The 17,515-nt window shown below is 42.3% G+C and carries 16 protein-coding genes; all 16 read right to left on the minus strand.

The genetic code is table 11. The annotated features are described in order from the left end of the window. Positions 1-124: 124 nt before the first annotated feature. Complete coding sequence (locus tag AAIG11_RS09920; protein WP_343186093.1) at positions 125-1,267, minus strand: PseG/SpsG family protein; 1,143 nt, start codon at positions 1,265-1,267, stop codon at positions 125-127. A gap of 101 nt (positions 1,268-1,368) precedes the next feature. After that, entirely contained in the window at positions 1,369-2,082 is a 714-nt protein-coding gene (locus tag AAIG11_RS09925; RefSeq protein ID WP_343186094.1) for a cytidylyltransferase domain-containing protein, read from the minus strand. A 30-nt stretch (positions 2,083-2,112) separates the two neighbouring features. Next, positions 2,113-3,060, minus strand: coding sequence for a GNAT family N-acetyltransferase (locus tag AAIG11_RS09930; protein WP_343186095.1), 948 nt, complete (start codon positions 3,058-3,060; stop codon positions 2,113-2,115). A 100-nt stretch (positions 3,061-3,160) separates the two neighbouring features. Beyond that, on the minus strand, positions 3,161-3,673 hold the full coding sequence (locus tag AAIG11_RS09935) for a GNAT family N-acetyltransferase (RefSeq protein WP_343186096.1): 513 nt from the start codon (positions 3,671-3,673) through the stop codon (positions 3,161-3,163). Between the two features lie 17 nt (positions 3,674-3,690). Beyond that, on the minus strand, positions 3,691-4,737 hold the full coding sequence (gene pseI, locus AAIG11_RS09940; RefSeq protein WP_343186097.1) for a pseudaminic acid synthase: 1,047 nt from the start codon (positions 4,735-4,737) through the stop codon (positions 3,691-3,693). Further along, positions 4,734-5,465, minus strand: coding sequence for a CDP-alcohol phosphatidyltransferase family protein (locus AAIG11_RS09945; RefSeq protein WP_343186098.1), 732 nt, complete (start codon positions 5,463-5,465; stop codon positions 4,734-4,736). The genes pseI and AAIG11_RS09945 overlap by 4 nt, the downstream gene beginning before the upstream one ends. An 86-nt stretch (positions 5,466-5,551) precedes the next feature. Then, positions 5,552-6,901, minus strand: a complete 1,350-nt coding sequence (locus AAIG11_RS09950; RefSeq protein WP_343186099.1) for a Gfo/Idh/MocA family oxidoreductase — start codon at positions 6,899-6,901, stop codon at positions 5,552-5,554. An 83-nt stretch (positions 6,902-6,984) separates the two neighbouring features. Further along, on the minus strand, positions 6,985-8,406 hold the full coding sequence (locus AAIG11_RS09955) for a CDP-glycerol glycerophosphotransferase family protein (RefSeq protein ID WP_343186100.1): 1,422 nt from the start codon (positions 8,404-8,406) through the stop codon (positions 6,985-6,987). 59 nt (positions 8,407-8,465) lie between these two features. Then, positions 8,466-10,286, minus strand: a complete 1,821-nt coding sequence (locus tag AAIG11_RS09960) for a glycosyltransferase (protein ID WP_343186101.1) — start codon at positions 10,284-10,286, stop codon at positions 8,466-8,468. A gap of 60 nt (positions 10,287-10,346) precedes the next feature. Then, positions 10,347-11,657 carry a nucleotide sugar dehydrogenase gene (locus AAIG11_RS09965; RefSeq protein WP_343186102.1) on the minus strand — a complete coding sequence of 437 codons (1,311 nt, stop codon included), beginning with the start codon at positions 11,655-11,657 and terminating at the stop codon, positions 10,347-10,349. Continuing rightward, positions 11,650-12,831 (minus strand): DegT/DnrJ/EryC1/StrS family aminotransferase, encoded by a 1,182-nt coding sequence (locus AAIG11_RS09970; RefSeq protein ID WP_343186103.1) that lies wholly within the window; start codon positions 12,829-12,831, stop codon positions 11,650-11,652. The genes AAIG11_RS09965 and AAIG11_RS09970 overlap by 8 nt, the downstream gene beginning before the upstream one ends. Before the next feature lie 60 nt (positions 12,832-12,891). Continuing rightward, positions 12,892-13,461 (minus strand): acyltransferase, encoded by a 570-nt coding sequence (locus AAIG11_RS09975; protein WP_343186104.1) that lies wholly within the window; start codon positions 13,459-13,461, stop codon positions 12,892-12,894. Positions 13,462-13,492: 31 nt separating this feature from the next. Next, positions 13,493-14,518: a Gfo/Idh/MocA family protein gene (locus AAIG11_RS09980; RefSeq protein ID WP_343186105.1), complete on the minus strand. Its 1,026-nt coding sequence runs from the start codon at positions 14,516-14,518 to the stop codon at positions 13,493-13,495. Positions 14,519-14,554: 36 nt separating this feature from the next. Continuing rightward, positions 14,555-15,115, minus strand: a complete 561-nt coding sequence (locus AAIG11_RS09985) for a hypothetical protein (protein WP_343186106.1) — start codon at positions 15,113-15,115, stop codon at positions 14,555-14,557. A gap of 25 nt (positions 15,116-15,140) precedes the next feature. Then, positions 15,141-16,424, minus strand: coding sequence for a hypothetical protein (locus tag AAIG11_RS09990; RefSeq protein WP_343186107.1), 1,284 nt, complete (start codon positions 16,422-16,424; stop codon positions 15,141-15,143). After that, positions 16,414-17,514, minus strand: a complete 1,101-nt coding sequence (locus AAIG11_RS09995) for an NAD-dependent epimerase/dehydratase family protein (protein ID WP_343186108.1) — start codon at positions 17,512-17,514, stop codon at positions 16,414-16,416. The genes AAIG11_RS09990 and AAIG11_RS09995 overlap by 11 nt, the downstream gene beginning before the upstream one ends. Position 17,515: the final 1 nt, after the last annotated feature.

A 17,515-nucleotide genomic window follows, 5' to 3' on the forward strand; every position in this document is an offset into this window, starting at 1 on the left:
TCAGAAACAAAAATCCCGGAAGGTGAGGTATACCTGGCCCTGGTAGGTAATGGCCATAGGCTCCTGGGCATGGGTGATGAGGCACTGGGGTGTTTCTCAGGCGGAATGATGTTCCTGGTGTAGATCATGACACTTCCACCCCTCTTGATTCCAACAGTGCTTCTACGATTCTATCAGGGCCTTTGCCATCTACCAGCTGTTGCATGTGCCGGCTGCACGTCTGCCTCCAGTCTGTATCTCTAACCGATTCCATCAAACGCTGCTGATACGTCTTTCTGTCCAATGTTTCATGCCATCCAAGAGAACGTGTCACCCCGTTTTCTTCCAGCACATTCACAAAGTGTCGCTGGTTTTCTGCCATCATCAGCGACAGTGCCGGAACGCCCCATGCCGCCAGCTCATACAGGGTTCCACCACCAGCGGTTACTGCCAAATCCATATAATTCATGACCGGTGTCAGATTTTCCAGTCTGGGGTAAACAATAACGTCGTTAAGGTGCTGGGTTTCATCCTGCCATTGCTTAAAGAGAAGACCCGTTGCTCCTGTCAAAAGATGCAGGGTGATGGTCTTCTGAGATATTGATTCCAGTTGTGGTCGAATCTCTTGCGACCAAGCAAGAAGCTTTTCTTGCCACCCAAACTGATTGCCGCCTCCCGTCATTATCAATATGTGTCTGACGACAGGCCTGATTTTCCGCGGTGGCACAGCTCGAAACTCACTGCGGAGAAGCGCATAGTGACTTCCGAGAAGTTTTATCGGTACAGGCAGCTCCCCATAGAAACCACCTGGCCGATTTTCTTTCTCTGCTCCCACTTGATGGTTTATAACGAAATCGGCTTGATGAATTTGATGATGATAGTCATCCACATACCCGACTTTTCCTGCCACTGTTTGTAGCTTCACGACCCAGTCTTCCGATAAATCATACCTGTCGAGTATAACCAGCCGATCAGAGGGCTTTCCCTCCATGACCTCTAGCATAGCCACCAGTTTTGGCAGCGGCTCATGATGCCTTTGCTGGTTCCATCCCGCCTGTCCATAGGCTTTTTCCAGTGGATATGTTTGATGAAGTCCAGGCCAGATCTTACCTATTGATTGGCTGAGCGTATCATTCTCGCATGCCCCCGTCATTAGCAATGCCTGGCAGTTGTTCTCGGTGAAGGCCGCTGCCATAGCGGCACATCGAGTCACGTGCCCCATTCCGATGGATCCATTTGCTTCGGTGACAAAACAAACCTGCTTCATTCCCACCACTTCTTTCTCCATCACTGATATACTTTCTTTGATGAACTTTTATTGATTGTTCATACGGGGGTACAATCTTGTACGGATTGCCTTTGCAACCATCAACCATCTAGTCGAACTTTCTACTCTCCCAGCTTCTTTTGCTTCACATGCCTGTTATAGCTGGCAAGATCCGGATGAGCATCAAGGTATCGAATCACTTCCAAGTCACTGCAATGCATCTCTCCAAGCGCTGATATTACACGTTTCACCACTTCAAAGTCAGCTTCTTCGTCAACGCATAAGCGGTATGGCTTCTGATAAGCTTCCCCCAATGGTGCATGTCCAACTTTAAAGAGACGCGGATGTGTATACATATAGGATGTCACGTGTTCAGTATATTTATCTTCATCTGCTTTCTCTTCTGCCAGAAAGAGTGCTGCTGCTGTCATTACCTCTGTATCAAGACCTCGAATCGACTGTGTGCTGGCATAGTCAAGATCATGCATTCTTCGGTAGAGAAGCGCATAGTCGATCATTGAAGGATCTATCAGAGGGCAGTCTCCGGTCACACGAACCACAATAGTGCCGCCATACTCTCTACAGCAGTCAGCATATCTTTTCAACACATTGGCTCCATGTCCCCTGAAAACTTCAAACCCTTCCCGTTGAACCCTTTCTGCCAACACGTCATCTTCAGGCAGTGTGGAAGTTGCCAACACCAGACAATCAATGAAATTTGAGCGCTTCAGCCGATTCAAAGTATAGAGAATCATGGGAATATCATTTAGTTCTTTCATGACTTTTCCCGGCAAGCGATTGGAACCCATTCGCGCTTGTACAATACACAAATTCATTCAAGCAACTCCTTTCACAGCAGCATCAGCTTATTTAAGTTCACTAAAAGGAATGACAAAAACGCCGGCATATGCCTCTTTGATGCTTTGCAGGCCTTTTTCTTTAAGCGTTTCAAGACAGCCTGTTACCTTTGTCATATACTGATGATAGGCTATCTGGGATCCCCAGGACTCTTTATATCGATAAATATCTGATCCCACAGCATCACAGGACTGCCAGTTATAATAATCATATTTTTCATTTTGAGCGTACTCAAGGCTGCTCCAGTCCAGCAAGATGCCGGCTCCCATGGTCAAGCCCTCATCTGATACCACGCGCATGTAGTTATCCAGAGAGCATGGCTGTTTTAGATAGATGCCGCCGCCAATCATCTGATCCTCTTTCATAGCATACTGAATCAATACCCGGTGTTGTTCCGCCGCTTTTCCCAGTGCTTTGAACACCTGCCAGGGGTAAATGGCACCCCCTGTTTTCGTCAGTCTTGGGAGATAAATGTGTTCATACCAATATTTCAATGAGGTCTCCCGGTGATCCTGTGTCACGATGATCCCCTGCTGTCCGGCTATCCTCATGTTTCTTGTTCGTTTCCGTCGTTGCAGCCCACCCATGGACTGTTGGAAAGGCTGTTTTAGATCGATATACTGGAAAAAATTTTGAAGGGTATAATCCGGCTGCAGGATGCTTTCGATGAGCCCTGAATGACTCGTAAAAGGAGGCAGGCAAAGAGTGATGGTGAGGATATTTTCAGCAGTTGCGTATTCAACGAGATGGATGATTAACCTGTTCAAAGTGTCTTCTTGATCATGCTCATCGACAACAGGTCCACCATAGCCCAGAAAAGGCAACGAATGTATGACATCACCATATTCATGACAAAATCGAACAAAGGGTAATACGCCACGTGTTGCTCCGTCGGCATCGAGACAGACGATACGTTGAAGTATCATTCTTTCGTGATCCTCATAAGCCAGTTTCATCACCGGATGATGTTGCACCAGCCCCCATCTGTTGACAAGTGCAGTTTCTGATGACGAAATCTGATCTTGGAGTGTGTGAAGGTGTGTACGCATCATCATATCAGCAGGACCCTTCAATAAATTTACTTAGAATCACCAGATCATGATAGGCCCCTTCTCTGTAAATTTCTTTCTTCAACTCCCCTTCAATGGTATAGCCCTGTCTGCTAAACAGACGAAGAGACGGTTCGTTGAAAGCTAGGATCTGCACGGTAATCTTGCGAACGTTCAGCTCATTTTCCGCAAATGATTCCATCAGCTGCAGCGCCTGGGCAGCCATTCCTTTTCCTCTATAAGAACAATCGCCTATGACAACAGATAGCAGCACCTTGCGATTTCTATAGTCCAAACCTGAATAGGAAATAAAGCCTATGGTTTGGCCAGTATCCAGCTCCTCGATCATAAAGTAACGACAGGTTTCATCTGCCAGTTTTCGTCTGAACCAATTCAGCTCTTCGTCCAGGGTTCTTGGTATAAATGTGGAGAGGGTGGTCATCCGGGTGGTGGCGTAATCATTATGCCAGCTGCATATGTGCTGGATATCCTGCTCTTCCATAACCCGCAAACGTATCATTTCATTTGCCAGCAACATTACTTCACCCTTTCTTCATGTTCAAGATGAGACCAGGATAAGGGGGTGCCAGGTTCAATAGCTTCAGTTGCATTGTGGCCGAGCACTTCTTTGAGATGCTTGGGTGCCAACCCATCTGCCGGTCGAATAATTCGCAAATTTTCTCTGGTAAAAACTTCCCCCTGCTCAATTTTTCTGACCACAAAAATAGAGCGGCGATGGCTGAGGCTTACTTTTTCACTTTCTTTGCTTTCATAGGTAACGCTTCCCAGCGCTGCTTCTACATCACGAATGCTCCTGACCATATGGGCAAACTCATGGGGTTCCAATGAAAAGGCAGCATCAGGAGTGGGTATGTTTCGGTCCAGACAAAAATGTTTTTCGATCACGCGTGCTCCCAGGGAAACAGCCACCATAGGTGCCACAGCTCCCAATGAATGATCTGACAAACCGACTTCAACCTGGAACCGACGACTCAGGTCAGGAATGGTTTTCAGGTTCATATCTGTCAGCGGAGAGGGGTAGGCGCTGGTGCACTTCAGCAGACAAATCTGGTCATTTCCCTGTTGACGTACCGTATCAACTGCTTCTTCAATTTCCTCCAGCGTCCCCATTCCTGTGGAAATGATCATCGGTTTTTGAAGCCTCGCGATGTACTCCACCAGTGGCAAATCTGTTAGCTCAAGGGATGCCACCTTATACATATCCACCCCAATGCTTTCCAGAAAGTCAACCGCGCTTTCATCAAAAGGTGTAGACAGAAAATCAAGGCCCAGGGATAATGCCTCTTCCTTAAGTTTTCCCTGCCAATCCCAAGGAGTTTGGGCTTTTTTATACAAGTTGTATAGATTTTCCCCCTCCCATAGGCCACTGTTGATCTGAAAACACTTGCCATCACTGTCGATGGTCATGGTATCAGGGGTATAGGTTTGCAGTTTAATGGCATCTGCGCCTGCTTCTTTCGCTGCATAGAGAATGTCCCGGGCTGCCTGAAAGTCACCACCATGATTGGCAGACATTTCAGCAATGATGTAGGTTTTCCCCCACTCCAAAAACTTATTTTTCATTTTGAAACCACTCCGTCCTCTTCAGGATGTGCCGCCACTTTTAGTTGGCTGGTTTTATAGCATTCGTAAAGTCGATAGGACCAGTCAAGGTTTTTACCCACAATAATAATCCCTACTAAAACCTCCACATTTTGGAATAACAGGCATATTGAAGTGATCACATAAATTAGGAAAATATCAAAGGCAGGCATTAGCCCCCGGTCCATAAACCACTGCTTCCAGGGTGCTCTTACCAGCGGATGCTTCCTCATGTATGGTAAAATCACTTTATGGACTATCAAGATATCAAAATAAAACGTGCTCAGGAATACGGCTTTGATTGGCCAGGGAAGATCCGCTGCATAAGCAATGGCGAGAATAAGTGTCGACTGGACCACCTTGTCAAAAATGCGATCCAGCCACGCACCGAAGGTGGTGCATTGATTGGTTAATCGCGCCAGATTTCCGTCTGCTCCATCCAATAAGTAATGTAGCTGCAGTAACAATGCAGCTACCATCAAGTGATCCTGTGTAATCAAAAGACCTGCTGAAACCCCCAGTGTGCCGGAAAGCATCGTCACCACATTGGGATGAAACCCAAGATCATAGAAGAATTTCGTGAAAAACGGATCAATCAGATGTGCATAATATCGGTTGGTTATATATTCATGCTGGCGCCTTACCTCGACAACATATTTACTTCGAAAGCCAGAGTACTCTTTTCGTAATTTTCGGATCAATTTTATCATGTTTTTCTCCCGCATTCATTATCACTTATGCTCCCTTTTCACTTTTTGAAAGGAATGGCATATGTGTATAGAGCTATTTACTTAGACTAAATGAGTTTCCGACATTTTCCTTCTCTTAGCTTTTCTATTACGTCTGCAATCCATATCGAATCACTTTCCGATAGCTTGTATGTGCTCAGCAGATCCCTTTGAACCAGCGAAACAAACTCAGATAGTTCATATCGAAGACCTTCCCCAGCAAATGCTTGGTAATATTTTCGATTGTTGGTTGGATTTTCAAATCGAGTTTCAAAATACTCTGTTTTCCACCAGGGCGCAGGCACATATACGTACCCTTTTGTTCCACTAATCACTAAATCACCTTCAGATTTTACCCCTAAAGCTACTTTAACAGTAGCTATTGCATCCTTATACCTAATATTTATTTTGTTAAATAAATCAATACCTGTAATTGAGTCTATATAACTAAACTGATCAAACTCAATATATTTTTCTCCCAACAGCTTAACCACCGCCAAAAGTGGATATGATGCCAACTCAGAGATACTTCCTCCTGCACTATCTCGTTTCAATTCTCGAGAGTTTTCTTCAGCCAGCTTTGTAAACGTTGCTTCTATGCTTTTAATATCGCCTATGGCTCCACTTTTGGCTAAAGCAATCATTCGATTAAACCCTGGAGCATATGCAGTTTTTATTCCTTCTAGTAGTAAGCATCCGTTTTGCTTGGCAACACTAAATAGTTTTTCTGCTTCATGTCTCCTCAGTACCATCGGCTTTTCACACAAAACATGTTTTTGCTGCTCTAATGCTTTCATGGTGTATTCATAGTGTGATAAATGCGGTGATGCAATATAGATAGCGTCTACTTTGTGTAGGAATGAGTTGAAATCCTTATCAGCAAATGAAAGTTGATGATGTTTAATGAAGTTTTCCATTTTAGAAACACTTGGCCCGAAAACACCTTCAATATTAACACCACTCACGAAGCGTGCTTCCGGAACAAATCTATTTGCTATACGACCGTAGCCAACAACTCCCATCCGAATAACACCATTGGAGGCTGCTCGTATTTGAGAACTTGAGATGCCCTTGGTGCGTTCAAGATAAACAACCGTACAATATTCATTAAGGTAGTCAAACTTTCCTTTCCAATCTGAACCAATCGCGAAGATATCAATACTGTGCTTTTGAATGTCATTGATCTTTTGACCTTCATATTCTTCGATGATTATCTCATCAGCCAATCCACTTTCCTTCACATGCTCTATCCTCTTGATCAGACTCTCTCGTACATTTAATTTTCCACGGCTATCATCGTATCCTTCAGTCGTGACTCCTACAATCAAATACTCTCCCAAGTTTCGGGCCCTTTCCAGCAAACGACGATGGCCTTCATGGAATAAGTCGAATGTTCCGTATGTAATAACTCTTTTCATAGAACTACTCATTCCTTTATTGGTATTTTTTATCTATTGTCCTTGCACAGCTTCCATTTGCTATTGTATAATTTAGAACTCAACTACAGATATAGTTCGCAAAATATGTCCTGTTTATATAAAGGATTATCTTTAAAGATGCAATATATAATCTTATCAAATCCACTTTCCTTGACATTTTCATGCATCTCCTCCTCAAAGCTTAAAGAGCTAATAATAACTGCGTCGATGCCCTCATACTCTTTTATAATATCAGGATGTATGATTTTGTAAGCTTCAAGTGATCTGCCAACCTTTGCCATATCCCGATCGAGAATCGCGTGCACATTGAAAGCTCCCAAAGCTTTAGTTGCAATTAGCCTTTTTGTTTGTTCGCCCGCACCATAAACAACCACATCTCTAATCCCTTTTTCAAATAATTGTGCGTACATTATCTCTTTTATTCCTGGATACTTTGTATTAACATCTTCAGCGGGTATATCTAATCTGCTTTCGTAAGCAAGAATGGCTGTAGCCGCTTTTTCTGAAGCACTCCCATCAATAAAAGAATATACTTTTTTAACTGCTTTTTCCCTGTCCACTTGTATTTCCATTCGATCAATCAGCGCTTGTTCAATGCAGCTCTTTAAATCTGCTGGTTCATCGCAATTAATTCCCACATTACTGAATTCCCAGAAACGAATTCCATGTTCAACATCTCTCCGATACCATGGTGCGTTTAATAGTACTACCGGTCTGCCCGTATATGCAAATTCATAAATAGTTGAACTGTAATCACAAACATATAAGTCCGCTGTTTCGATGACTTCTTCAAAGTGCATTATTGTATTGATACCTTCTTCTTGGCATTCCAGAGATATTTGGTCATAAATTTTGGGATGACCATGCACCGATACTTTCCAGTCTAAGCTTTTACTCAACTCAAACACTTTCTCTTTATAATATGGCCATGTCGTTTTTGTTTCTGGAACGAAATCTCTATCGAAATGAAAAGAAAACACAATATGTGGTGGTTTGCCATTGCTTCTTTTAAGTTCTCGAGACCATTTGTCCAGTTTTGGGCAGCCGACAATCTCAATCGATTTTTCCGGAAAATAATTTTGAAAAAAATTTTGAGCGTATTCATTTGGAACAAGTATTAAGCTAAATTTTTGCATCAGTTCATAATATGGATCATTAGTTATGAAGGTTTGTCCACAGCCATGAGCAAGTCTAACCATGCAGCGTTCTATTTTGCCAACATATTTTGCATTATTATCAGCCATGATTAACATATTTTGCTTTTCATTAGGCAAATTAATCTCTTTTACCATTTCTTCAATGCTCTGTCTGCTTTTAACTGCCATTTTTTTATTTTCAATGATATTCTTGTAGATCTCATTAACTGAACAAGCCATGTAAAATATTCCTTTTCTATCATCAGGTATTTTTTCCCACACGGGTAATAAGTGATCAAAATACTGCCTTTCCCAAGCAAAGAAATCAATCTTCTTTAATGAATTCATGAATATTCTCTCCTTACTTATTCTCCTTAAACTTTCCGATTTATTTATAGCATGTTTCATTAAGAGAGCATCTGCTCGTTCAGATCATCACAAATACAATTTTTATTTTCAAGTATAATTGTCTTATGCGTTACTATTTCTGGACGCATCTCGGCGAATATCGCTTTGTCAGGGATATCTGCAATAATGCAAATCTTCGTCCTGACAACTTCTCCTTTTACCACCATTCTATAGTTCCGATAACTATTCATAAAATCCCGGATTTCATTCGAGATTTTTCTAAGCCCATTTAACAATCCATAGGGTGTTGATTGAACAAGCCCTATGTTGAGTTTTTTCTCGCCTTTCCCACTGAATTTTTGTAGTAATTTCACATTAATTGTACCTTCTTTAGTAAAGTCCGATATTAATACGATATCCAAGTCTAAGTTGTCGTTTTCGGGCAAGAGTATTTGCGGGACATTAAACTTACGAGTCCTTATTGGATACTCATACTTTAAGCTTTGTCCTTTAAAGTGATAGTTTGTATAACTTTCATGATATTCCACTCTTGCTTGAGATTTTATTCCTGTTTTATGACCTAACCCAATGTTGGTGCGGCATGTTAGCGAAGTGTCAAGAATTCGGGTTAGTGATAAAGGCCCCGTTTCAAGATCTTCAATTTGATCTATTCTAAATGAGCTTCTTAGTCGTTTTAACATTTCGCTATCTGCACTAAATCTGACACTATCCCAAAAGCCAATCTCATTCAAGACGATTTCTCTATCAAACATGAGCGAAGAAGTGTTTTGTTCAAGAAATATAGGTTTTCCATTGAACTTACCGAAACTTAAATCATTATTTGTCCGGACAGATTGTGAAGTGTTTGCAACAACCTGCCGATTATTGATGAGATGGTTTGCTTGCAATTCAATTTTTTGGGGGTGTGACCAATCATCAGCGCCGTGACATGTCACATATTTACCTGTTGCATTTAATAGGCCCTCGTTAAGTGCCACGTATGTTCCTTGATTTTTTTTAAGTTCAATTAATGTAATCCGCCCATCTATCTTGGAGAGTCTTTTTATGATGCTCACTGAATGGTCTTCGCTGCAGTCATCCACAACAAGGATTTCAATATTATTCCATGTTTGATTCATAATAGATCTTAGCGCTGTTTCGATTGTATCTTCAGCGTTATATACCGGGAAAAGCACTGTCACTTTACTTACTTCAATATCGGCTTCGTTTGTTTTGCAGAATATCAGACTCTCATCACTTGCTTTTAGTTTATCAAAAGATGTCATCTTAGAATCATCAGAGCTCAATGAAATTCTTTCCAAATGAAATAAATCCATTGCATCGTTTATATATTTAATCCTTTCTTCTATGCTATTACTTAGGTTGGCTCTCAACAATAATATATCTGGATGTATCAATTGTTGAATCTGTTTGTCAAGAATTTTTCCAGCTTCATCATTGTCACCTTTTTCTATCAAGATCATAGCTTGCTTAATGATATCATTGATTTTTATCTTTATCTCTAATTTAGATGTATCCGTGATCCTATAAGAAAATCTATCCGGATTGTAAAAGTTCATATTGCATTCGAATACATATGCCTTGTTTGTTATCTTTCTATTTCTCACCTCTCTTAGTATTTCCTCAGCATGCTGACTTGTAAGAATAATATCTGGTTTGCTTCTGATTTCTTCGATCTTGTCAATGGATCTGATCATCAGCCCATCTATATAAGTACCGTGCTTCTTAGAATCAGAGTCTATAAACCCAACCACATTGAACTTTGTCTTGTCGATATATTTTTGTGCTGCCTGTCCAAGTGTTGAAGCGCCGTAAAGTAAAACATCCTTCATTTTCACACCCCATCTTAAACCTGTCAATTAGTATCGCATGTTGGGTCCATTGCTTTTCAAAATGATATTCGCATCTTTCTTATTCATCTATGCATTCATTACGATAGCATTTCTTTTTCGATAAATTCCTCTTGTATCGACGAGCAAACATGCATGTTCCAAAATCATCTCATAATCAAAACAATCATGATCAGTGCATAAAACCACACAGTCCATTTCTGCAAGTTTATTAGGCGTAAGTTCTGTGGACTTCAAATCAAATTGATGATCTCGCATCACCGGGAACGACTTTACATAGGGATCTGCATAGGCAATTTCTGCGCCCTTTTGACGAAGCAGTTCCATAATTTTGACTGAAGGAGACTCTCTGGTATCACTGATATTCTTCTTGTACGCCAGTCCCAAGATTAATATTTTTGATCCATTGACAGATTTATGGTGCTGGTTCAGAGCATCTGTCACCTTTTCCACTACCCACGCCGGCATCTGGGTATTCACCCGTCCTGCCAACTCAATAAAATCAGTATTCACGCCATACTCCTTCGCCTTCCATGTCAAATAGAAAGGATCAATGGGAATGCAGTGCCCACCCCATCCCGGTCCAGGATAAAAGGCGTTAAACCCAAAAGGTTTTGTAGCTGCTGCTTCGATCACTTCCCAAATATCAATACCCCTTCGATCAGCCACTATTTTCATCTCATTCACCAGTCCAATATTGACTGCCCGATAGATGTTTTCCAGAAGCTTGGTGAGTTCTGCTGCTTTTACCGTGCTAACGGGTACCAATTTCTCAATGATTCTTCCATAGATACGCTTTCCCATTTCAAGACAGGTGGTTGTCACGCCTCCAATCACTTTGGGGATGGTAGCAGTGGTAAAATGTTCATTGCCCGGATCCTCTCTTTCTGGAGAATAGACAAGGAAAAAATCCTCTCCCACACGGAACCCTTTGGCCTCAATAATAGGTTGGATCAGTTCTTCTGTGGTGCCGGGATACGTGGTACTCTCAAGGCTTAAAAGCTGACCTTTTTTGAGAAAAGGTGCAATTTCTTGCAACGTATCTGTAATATAAGACAAATCAGGTTCATGATATTTATTTAGCGGGGTGGGAAGACACAGAATGATGACATCTACTTCTTCCACCTCTGACAAATCCGTGGTCGCACGAAAATAACCATTATTCACCATCTGTTCGATGGTTTCATTGGCGATGTGCAGCAAATAGCTTTCTCTCTTATCCATCAACATCGTCACTTTTTCGTTGTCACAGTCAAGACCAATGACGCGACATTCGGCTGAGGCAAAGGCTACTGCCAGCGGTAGGCCCACATAACCCAATCCAATGATCCCCACACTAATGTCCTTTTCCTGAAACCGTGTTGTGTAGTCTTTATTCATGCTTCGCCTCCTGCTTCAAATATTCACTGATTTTGTCTGCAATGAATTCAACTTCTGTTTTTAGCAAATATGGATGTATGGGCAGAGAAAGCACCACCTGACTAAGCCTGTTGCTCATTTCAAATCCACCATCTCCCTCGTTCAGTACCGAAAAGGCGGTCTGCTGATGAAGTGGTTTTTGATAGTAGATCATTGCAGGAATACCTGCTCCTTTCAAAAATTGTTGCAGATGATCCCGCTGCTGCCTTGATTTCAACTTAATGGTGTACTGGGCATAACTGGATCCATAATCTACAGGAATAACCGGTATCTCAACCATGTCTTTCAGCAATGCTGCATACCATTCGCCCACCTTTTTGACAGCCTCCAGTTCATGGTCAGCAAAAGCATTCAACTTCACTTGTAAAATGGCTGCCTGGAGAGTATCCAGCCTTGAGTTTACTCCAATTCTCACATTATCATATTTATCGTCACCTTTTCCATGAACCTTTAAAGAGTGTAACTGTTGTGACAGCTTGTCATCCTTGGTAAAAATGGCACCGCCATCCCCATAGCAACCCAAGGGCTTTGCCGGAAAAAAAGAGGTGGTGGCGGCATCACCGAAGCTTCCGGCTTTTTTCTCTCCAATCCTCCCCCCGAAACCCTGGGCACCGTCTTCCAACACCTTAAGGGCATATTCTTTGGCAATGATTCTAATGGCTTCATGTTCTGCAGGCAGTCCAAAAAGATCCACTGGAATTACTGCTTTAGGTGTCAGTTTTTTTTCTTGAATAACTTTTTCGATGGCCTCTTTTAGTCGGTAAGGGTCCATGTTGAATGTTTCCCATTTCACATCCACAAAGATGGGTGTGGCACCAAGAAAAGCAACTACTTCTGCTGTTGAAAAAAAAGTGAAGTCCGGCACAAAAACAGCATCTCCTGGTCCAATGTTCCAGGCCATGAGCACTAAGGTCATGGCTTCTGTTCCATTGGCACAGGAGATGCAATGCTTCACGCCCACATAAGCAGCCAGGTTCTTTTCCAGTTCTTCTACCTCTTCCCCGCCAATAAAGACACCGCGGTCCAGCACTCTCTGAATTGCGGCATTGATTTCCCGCTGATATTTGGTATATTGCTGTTTCAAGTCGCGAAATTCCATGCTTCCCGTCCCTTCTTCTACATCAGTCTTTCCCACTAACCAGTGTCAATCTTTCTTGTTGTCCACCTGTATTAAGGGTTGCATTTTAACCCAAAATTATAAATCCCTGCCCAGCTCCTTGCAATGGTTGTCCTCAATCATGAACTCGGAACCACATTCATTACAAATGCAGGTGTGCTTCAACTTCTCTCCACACTGACAAACCCATCCCATCAGCTTGGCCGGATTGCCATAAACAAGTCCATAATCAGGCACATCTTTTGTTACCACTGCCCCAGCACCAATAAAAGCATAGCTGCCTATGGTGACACCACAAACCACCGTTGCATTGGCCCCTATACTGGCACCTTTTTTGACCACTGTTTTCTGATACTCTCCCCAACGGTTAATGTGACTTCGAGGATTGATGACATTGGTAAAAACCATGGAAGGACCCAAAAACACGTCATCTTCACACTCCACTCCGGTATACACAGAGACGTTGTTTTGAATTTTGACATTGTTCCCCAGCTTAACCCCTGGTAAAATAACCACGTTTTGACCAATGTTACATTGATTGCCAATCACTGCATTTTCCATCACATGACAAAAGTGCCATATCTTGGTTCCTTCTCCAATGGTACACGGCTGATCCACATAACTGGATTCGTGGACAAAGTAGTTCATCTCTTTCACCTCTCACACATGATGCTTCCCTTCAATCCAAGGGTAGCGGAATGCTCTTTCCTTCACGGGCTGATTTGTATATGGCCAAGATGATCTCCAGCGATTTTCTTCCTTCTCTTCCGTCTGTATTGGGTTCCTCCCCATTTTCAAGGACATCCAGCACGTTTTGATAATAGCCCGTGTGACCAAACCCATACACATTCGGCGGCAAATAATCTGTTGTTTGAATGAGTTTGTCGTCGTCATCGTACTCTTCAAACTCCCAATGCTCAATTTTGTTAACTGCTATGCCTCCTATTTTCACAGTGCCTTTTTCCCCCAAAATAGTGATGGACCCTTCATAGTTTTTAGGATGGGTGAGCATGGTCACGTTCATGTTGCCCAATGCACCATTTCGGAAACGAAGGGCTGCCACCCCCGTATCTTCAGTTTCGATTCTACGGGCCATAGTGGCTGTGTAGGCCATGACACTTTCAACAGGACCCAACAGCCATTCCATCATATCCACATAATGACTTGCCTGGTTAAGGAATGCTCCTCCATCAAATTCCCAGGTGCCCCGCCATTTGGCCTGATCATAGTATTCCTGGGGCCTTGTCCAAAAGACGTTGACACACGCCATATAGATGCGTCCAAAACGGTCTTTGTCAACCGCTCTTTTGAGAAGCTGAAGTGTTGAATTAAGGCGGTTTTGTTTGACCACAAAAAGCTTAACCCTATTCTGATCACAGACATCAATCAATGCATCTGCCATTTTCAGGCTGGTTGCCATGGGTTTTTCCGATACCACATGCAAGCCCTTCTCAGCCGCCATGATTCCCTGTTTGGGGTGAAGTCCACTGGGAGTAGATAGAATGACTGCATCCAAGTCTTCTCTTTTTAGCAGTTCTTCATAGCTTGTGTATGAGACGGCACCGGTTCTTTCTGCTGCTGATTCAGCACGTTGAAGAATAGTGTCACATACTGCTACGATCCGTGCGCGGTTTTGATATTTTTCAATAGCTTCTATGTGATTTTTTGATATTCTTCCGCAGCCTATTAAGGCAAATTTGATCATGTCTTTACTCCCATCCAGTATTTGTGAGTTGATTGTTTACGTACGCGGTGATTGCATTCTTGTGATTTTGATATAGCTATAAATGATATATGCAACATATGCAAGTATCCCAACTATCAAAGTTAGTACGATCAGAGGACTTAGAATTATTAAAACAATTCCTCCAATTGTGTACGAGATCAACTTCATGCTAAACAAAAAAACTTCATGCTTTCTGTGCACAATAGTCTTTTTAGCAGTGTCTTTGCCTATTTCATACATGATGATCCTTTCTGCTTCAATCGATTTTGCAGCAAGGAGTACATTATAAAAACCTCTTCCAAAGCGTTTATTTACAGGCACAACAACTTCGTCATACCTGGTTTTCTTAACTTCTGATGGCAGGTATTTCTTTTCAATCTTTCCTTCTTCAATGTAGAAATGAAATCGATTTATAAACGGATATACTTCATCTAAAAGAACCGAAGGTGCATGAAGTAATAACTCTATCTCATGATCAGGTTGTTCATTTTTAACATGCTCTAAAGCTATATCCAATTCTTTAAAACTGACAGACTTTATCACAAGTATCCGACTCTTTATGCTGCTCTCTATCACTTATACTCACCTCCCATTTTCCCGCCTACCACCTAAACATATTGCTCAAAGTATCTTTTCCTAAAGACTTGGTAATTCTTTCAATATTCATTTGGAATCGACGCGTAGGCCACAGGAGTGCAAGTTCTTTTGTCTTGAATTGGTCGTATTTCTTTACGTATCGATTCATCAATTGAGTATCTGTTTCAGAAAGCCCTTTTCTTTTTATACCTGCATATATTTCACTAATTATTTCATCTGCATGAAATCCATACCTCAACTCTTTAATGGAAAGAAATGTCTCTTTGCATGTTTTAGCTATCTTTTTTATTTTTTCCTTATCCATCATCATCATTTCAACATCTTTCATATTAGATCCGTTTGGTTCAATCGGAATATAATGTTCTTCAGGCAGCATTACACCACCGTAATCTCCAGGGGTTAATATTTGAACTGTTTCGAGAAGGGCTGCTTCAATATTGCGTGGAGAAATAGCCGTAAAAGTCCATTTGCCCTCTTCTCGCTGAAAGCAATGATCTTTAACATCTTCAAAACTTGCTCCTGGATGTGAAGAAAGATAGTGATTCACCTTAAATCGAATCACGCCTTTTGGGTCAAGTAGACTGCTCCCACTATTACTTCCCAACACAAATTTCGAATCTTCCACAAAGTCAAGCCATTGGTCACCATGAATCGTGTCTTTCGGATTCGTAGAAATATCAAGCACAAGGTCATATTTTTGAATGTTTGACCGAAAAACATTTCCAATAATACCTTTGATATATCGCGTGGAACCCAAGTAGGATTGCTTCGAACGGTAGCTTACATCAATTTTTCTTAACTCAAATGGCTTTGGAGTAGTGCATCGCTCGATCATCGCACCTGATATATATGCCGTATATCCCATTCTGAGCTTGTTTTTATTTGCCAAGTTAGGATACAATACATCCCAATGCTCTGGGCAAACTGTGTATATCAAGTCAACGTCCCATTCGATCAGCCATTTTTCAAGAATTGCACTGCCATCATAATCATCCTGAGGCATCGCAATCTTGAAAGCTTTAGAGTATTTTATGAACTGGTATTCTTTCAGTGTTTTATCGAGCAACGCATAGTGATGTCGATTACATAAAAATGTTGGCCCCAAAACAATGGCGTGAAAATCGATTTCTTTCACAAACTCGGGTAGTGGAAGGGCTGCGTTATGAACAATGTAATGGTGTTCAGGTGCATAATCGGGTAAGCTGTATTCGATATCTCGCACGGCTGAACGCCAGATTCTCGGATCCCCCATGCGGTGAAGTATCAAGATATTTAGCTTATCGGTCATCCGCTTCACCTCGTTTTGACCTGTCCGTTATATACTTATCCACTTCCGGCACAAAATAACTGTGGGTCCGCATAGTTCGCAGGATGTGTTCTTTTTCCCGAATAGTCCACAGTAGTGTTTTTTCAAGTCCTTCCGGGATGGATATTTGCGTTTTAAAACCCAGTTTTTCTTTTGCTTTCTCTGTGGATCCAAATCGTTTGCCGGATCGATCCCAATCCCGGGGCGGCAGCAGATCAACGGGTGTCTTATTACCAGCGAGTTCATTGATCATATGAGCCAGATCCCAGATGGTCGTTTCTTCTCCTGATGCCAGATTATATACTTCTCCCGGCTCACCTTTAAGGGCGCAGGCAATTAGACCTCTGGCCATGTCTTCCACAAAAATAAAGTCCCGGCTAGCATTTCCTCCGTTATCCAGAGGCAGCGCCTCGCTGTGCAATGATTTCCAGACGAAGGTAGGCACTACGTTGCGCCATACGGTGTGAGCTGTTCCCCGCCAACGGCCGGCTCCCAGTATTTCCCGAGGCCCATAAACATTCTGAAAACGAGCCTTTACCAGTGGCAGTCCATAATGCTGGAAGTAGTAGTTCCCATACAGCTCTCCAATGAGCTTGGAAATGGAGTAAGGGCTGTCATGATAAAGGGAGACGGGTGCTTCCTCTGTGGTTGATTTTGCTTCATCAAAAGTTTTCTCTGCAACAGCACAACCAGCAGCGGCGTAGACCACTTTTCGAAGGGATGGAAAGTCTTTCAGGGTGTCAAACAGTTTGAGGGAAGTTAGTGTGTTATTTTCATGATCTGCAAAGGGGTCTGCGATGGAGGACTGATTGCCATGGTAACACGCCAAATGAAACACGTACTGAATGTCCCGGGGCAAGTGGGATAAAATTCTGTTGTCGGTGATAGATCCATGAAGAAATGTAACCCGGGGATCATCTGGCAGATTGCACATATCGGAAGAAAGCAAGTTGTCCACAATAATGAGGGCTGCTACGTTTTCGTCTTCCAGCAAGAAATGGCAGAGATTGCTTCCCACAAATCCTGCCCCCCCCACCACTAGTATCGTGCTATTGGAAAATCCCAAGGACATC

The organism is Anoxynatronum sibiricum (assembly GCF_039414295.1).
Taxonomy (GTDB): Bacteria; Bacillota; Clostridia; order Peptostreptococcales; family Tindalliaceae; genus Anoxynatronum; species Anoxynatronum sibiricum.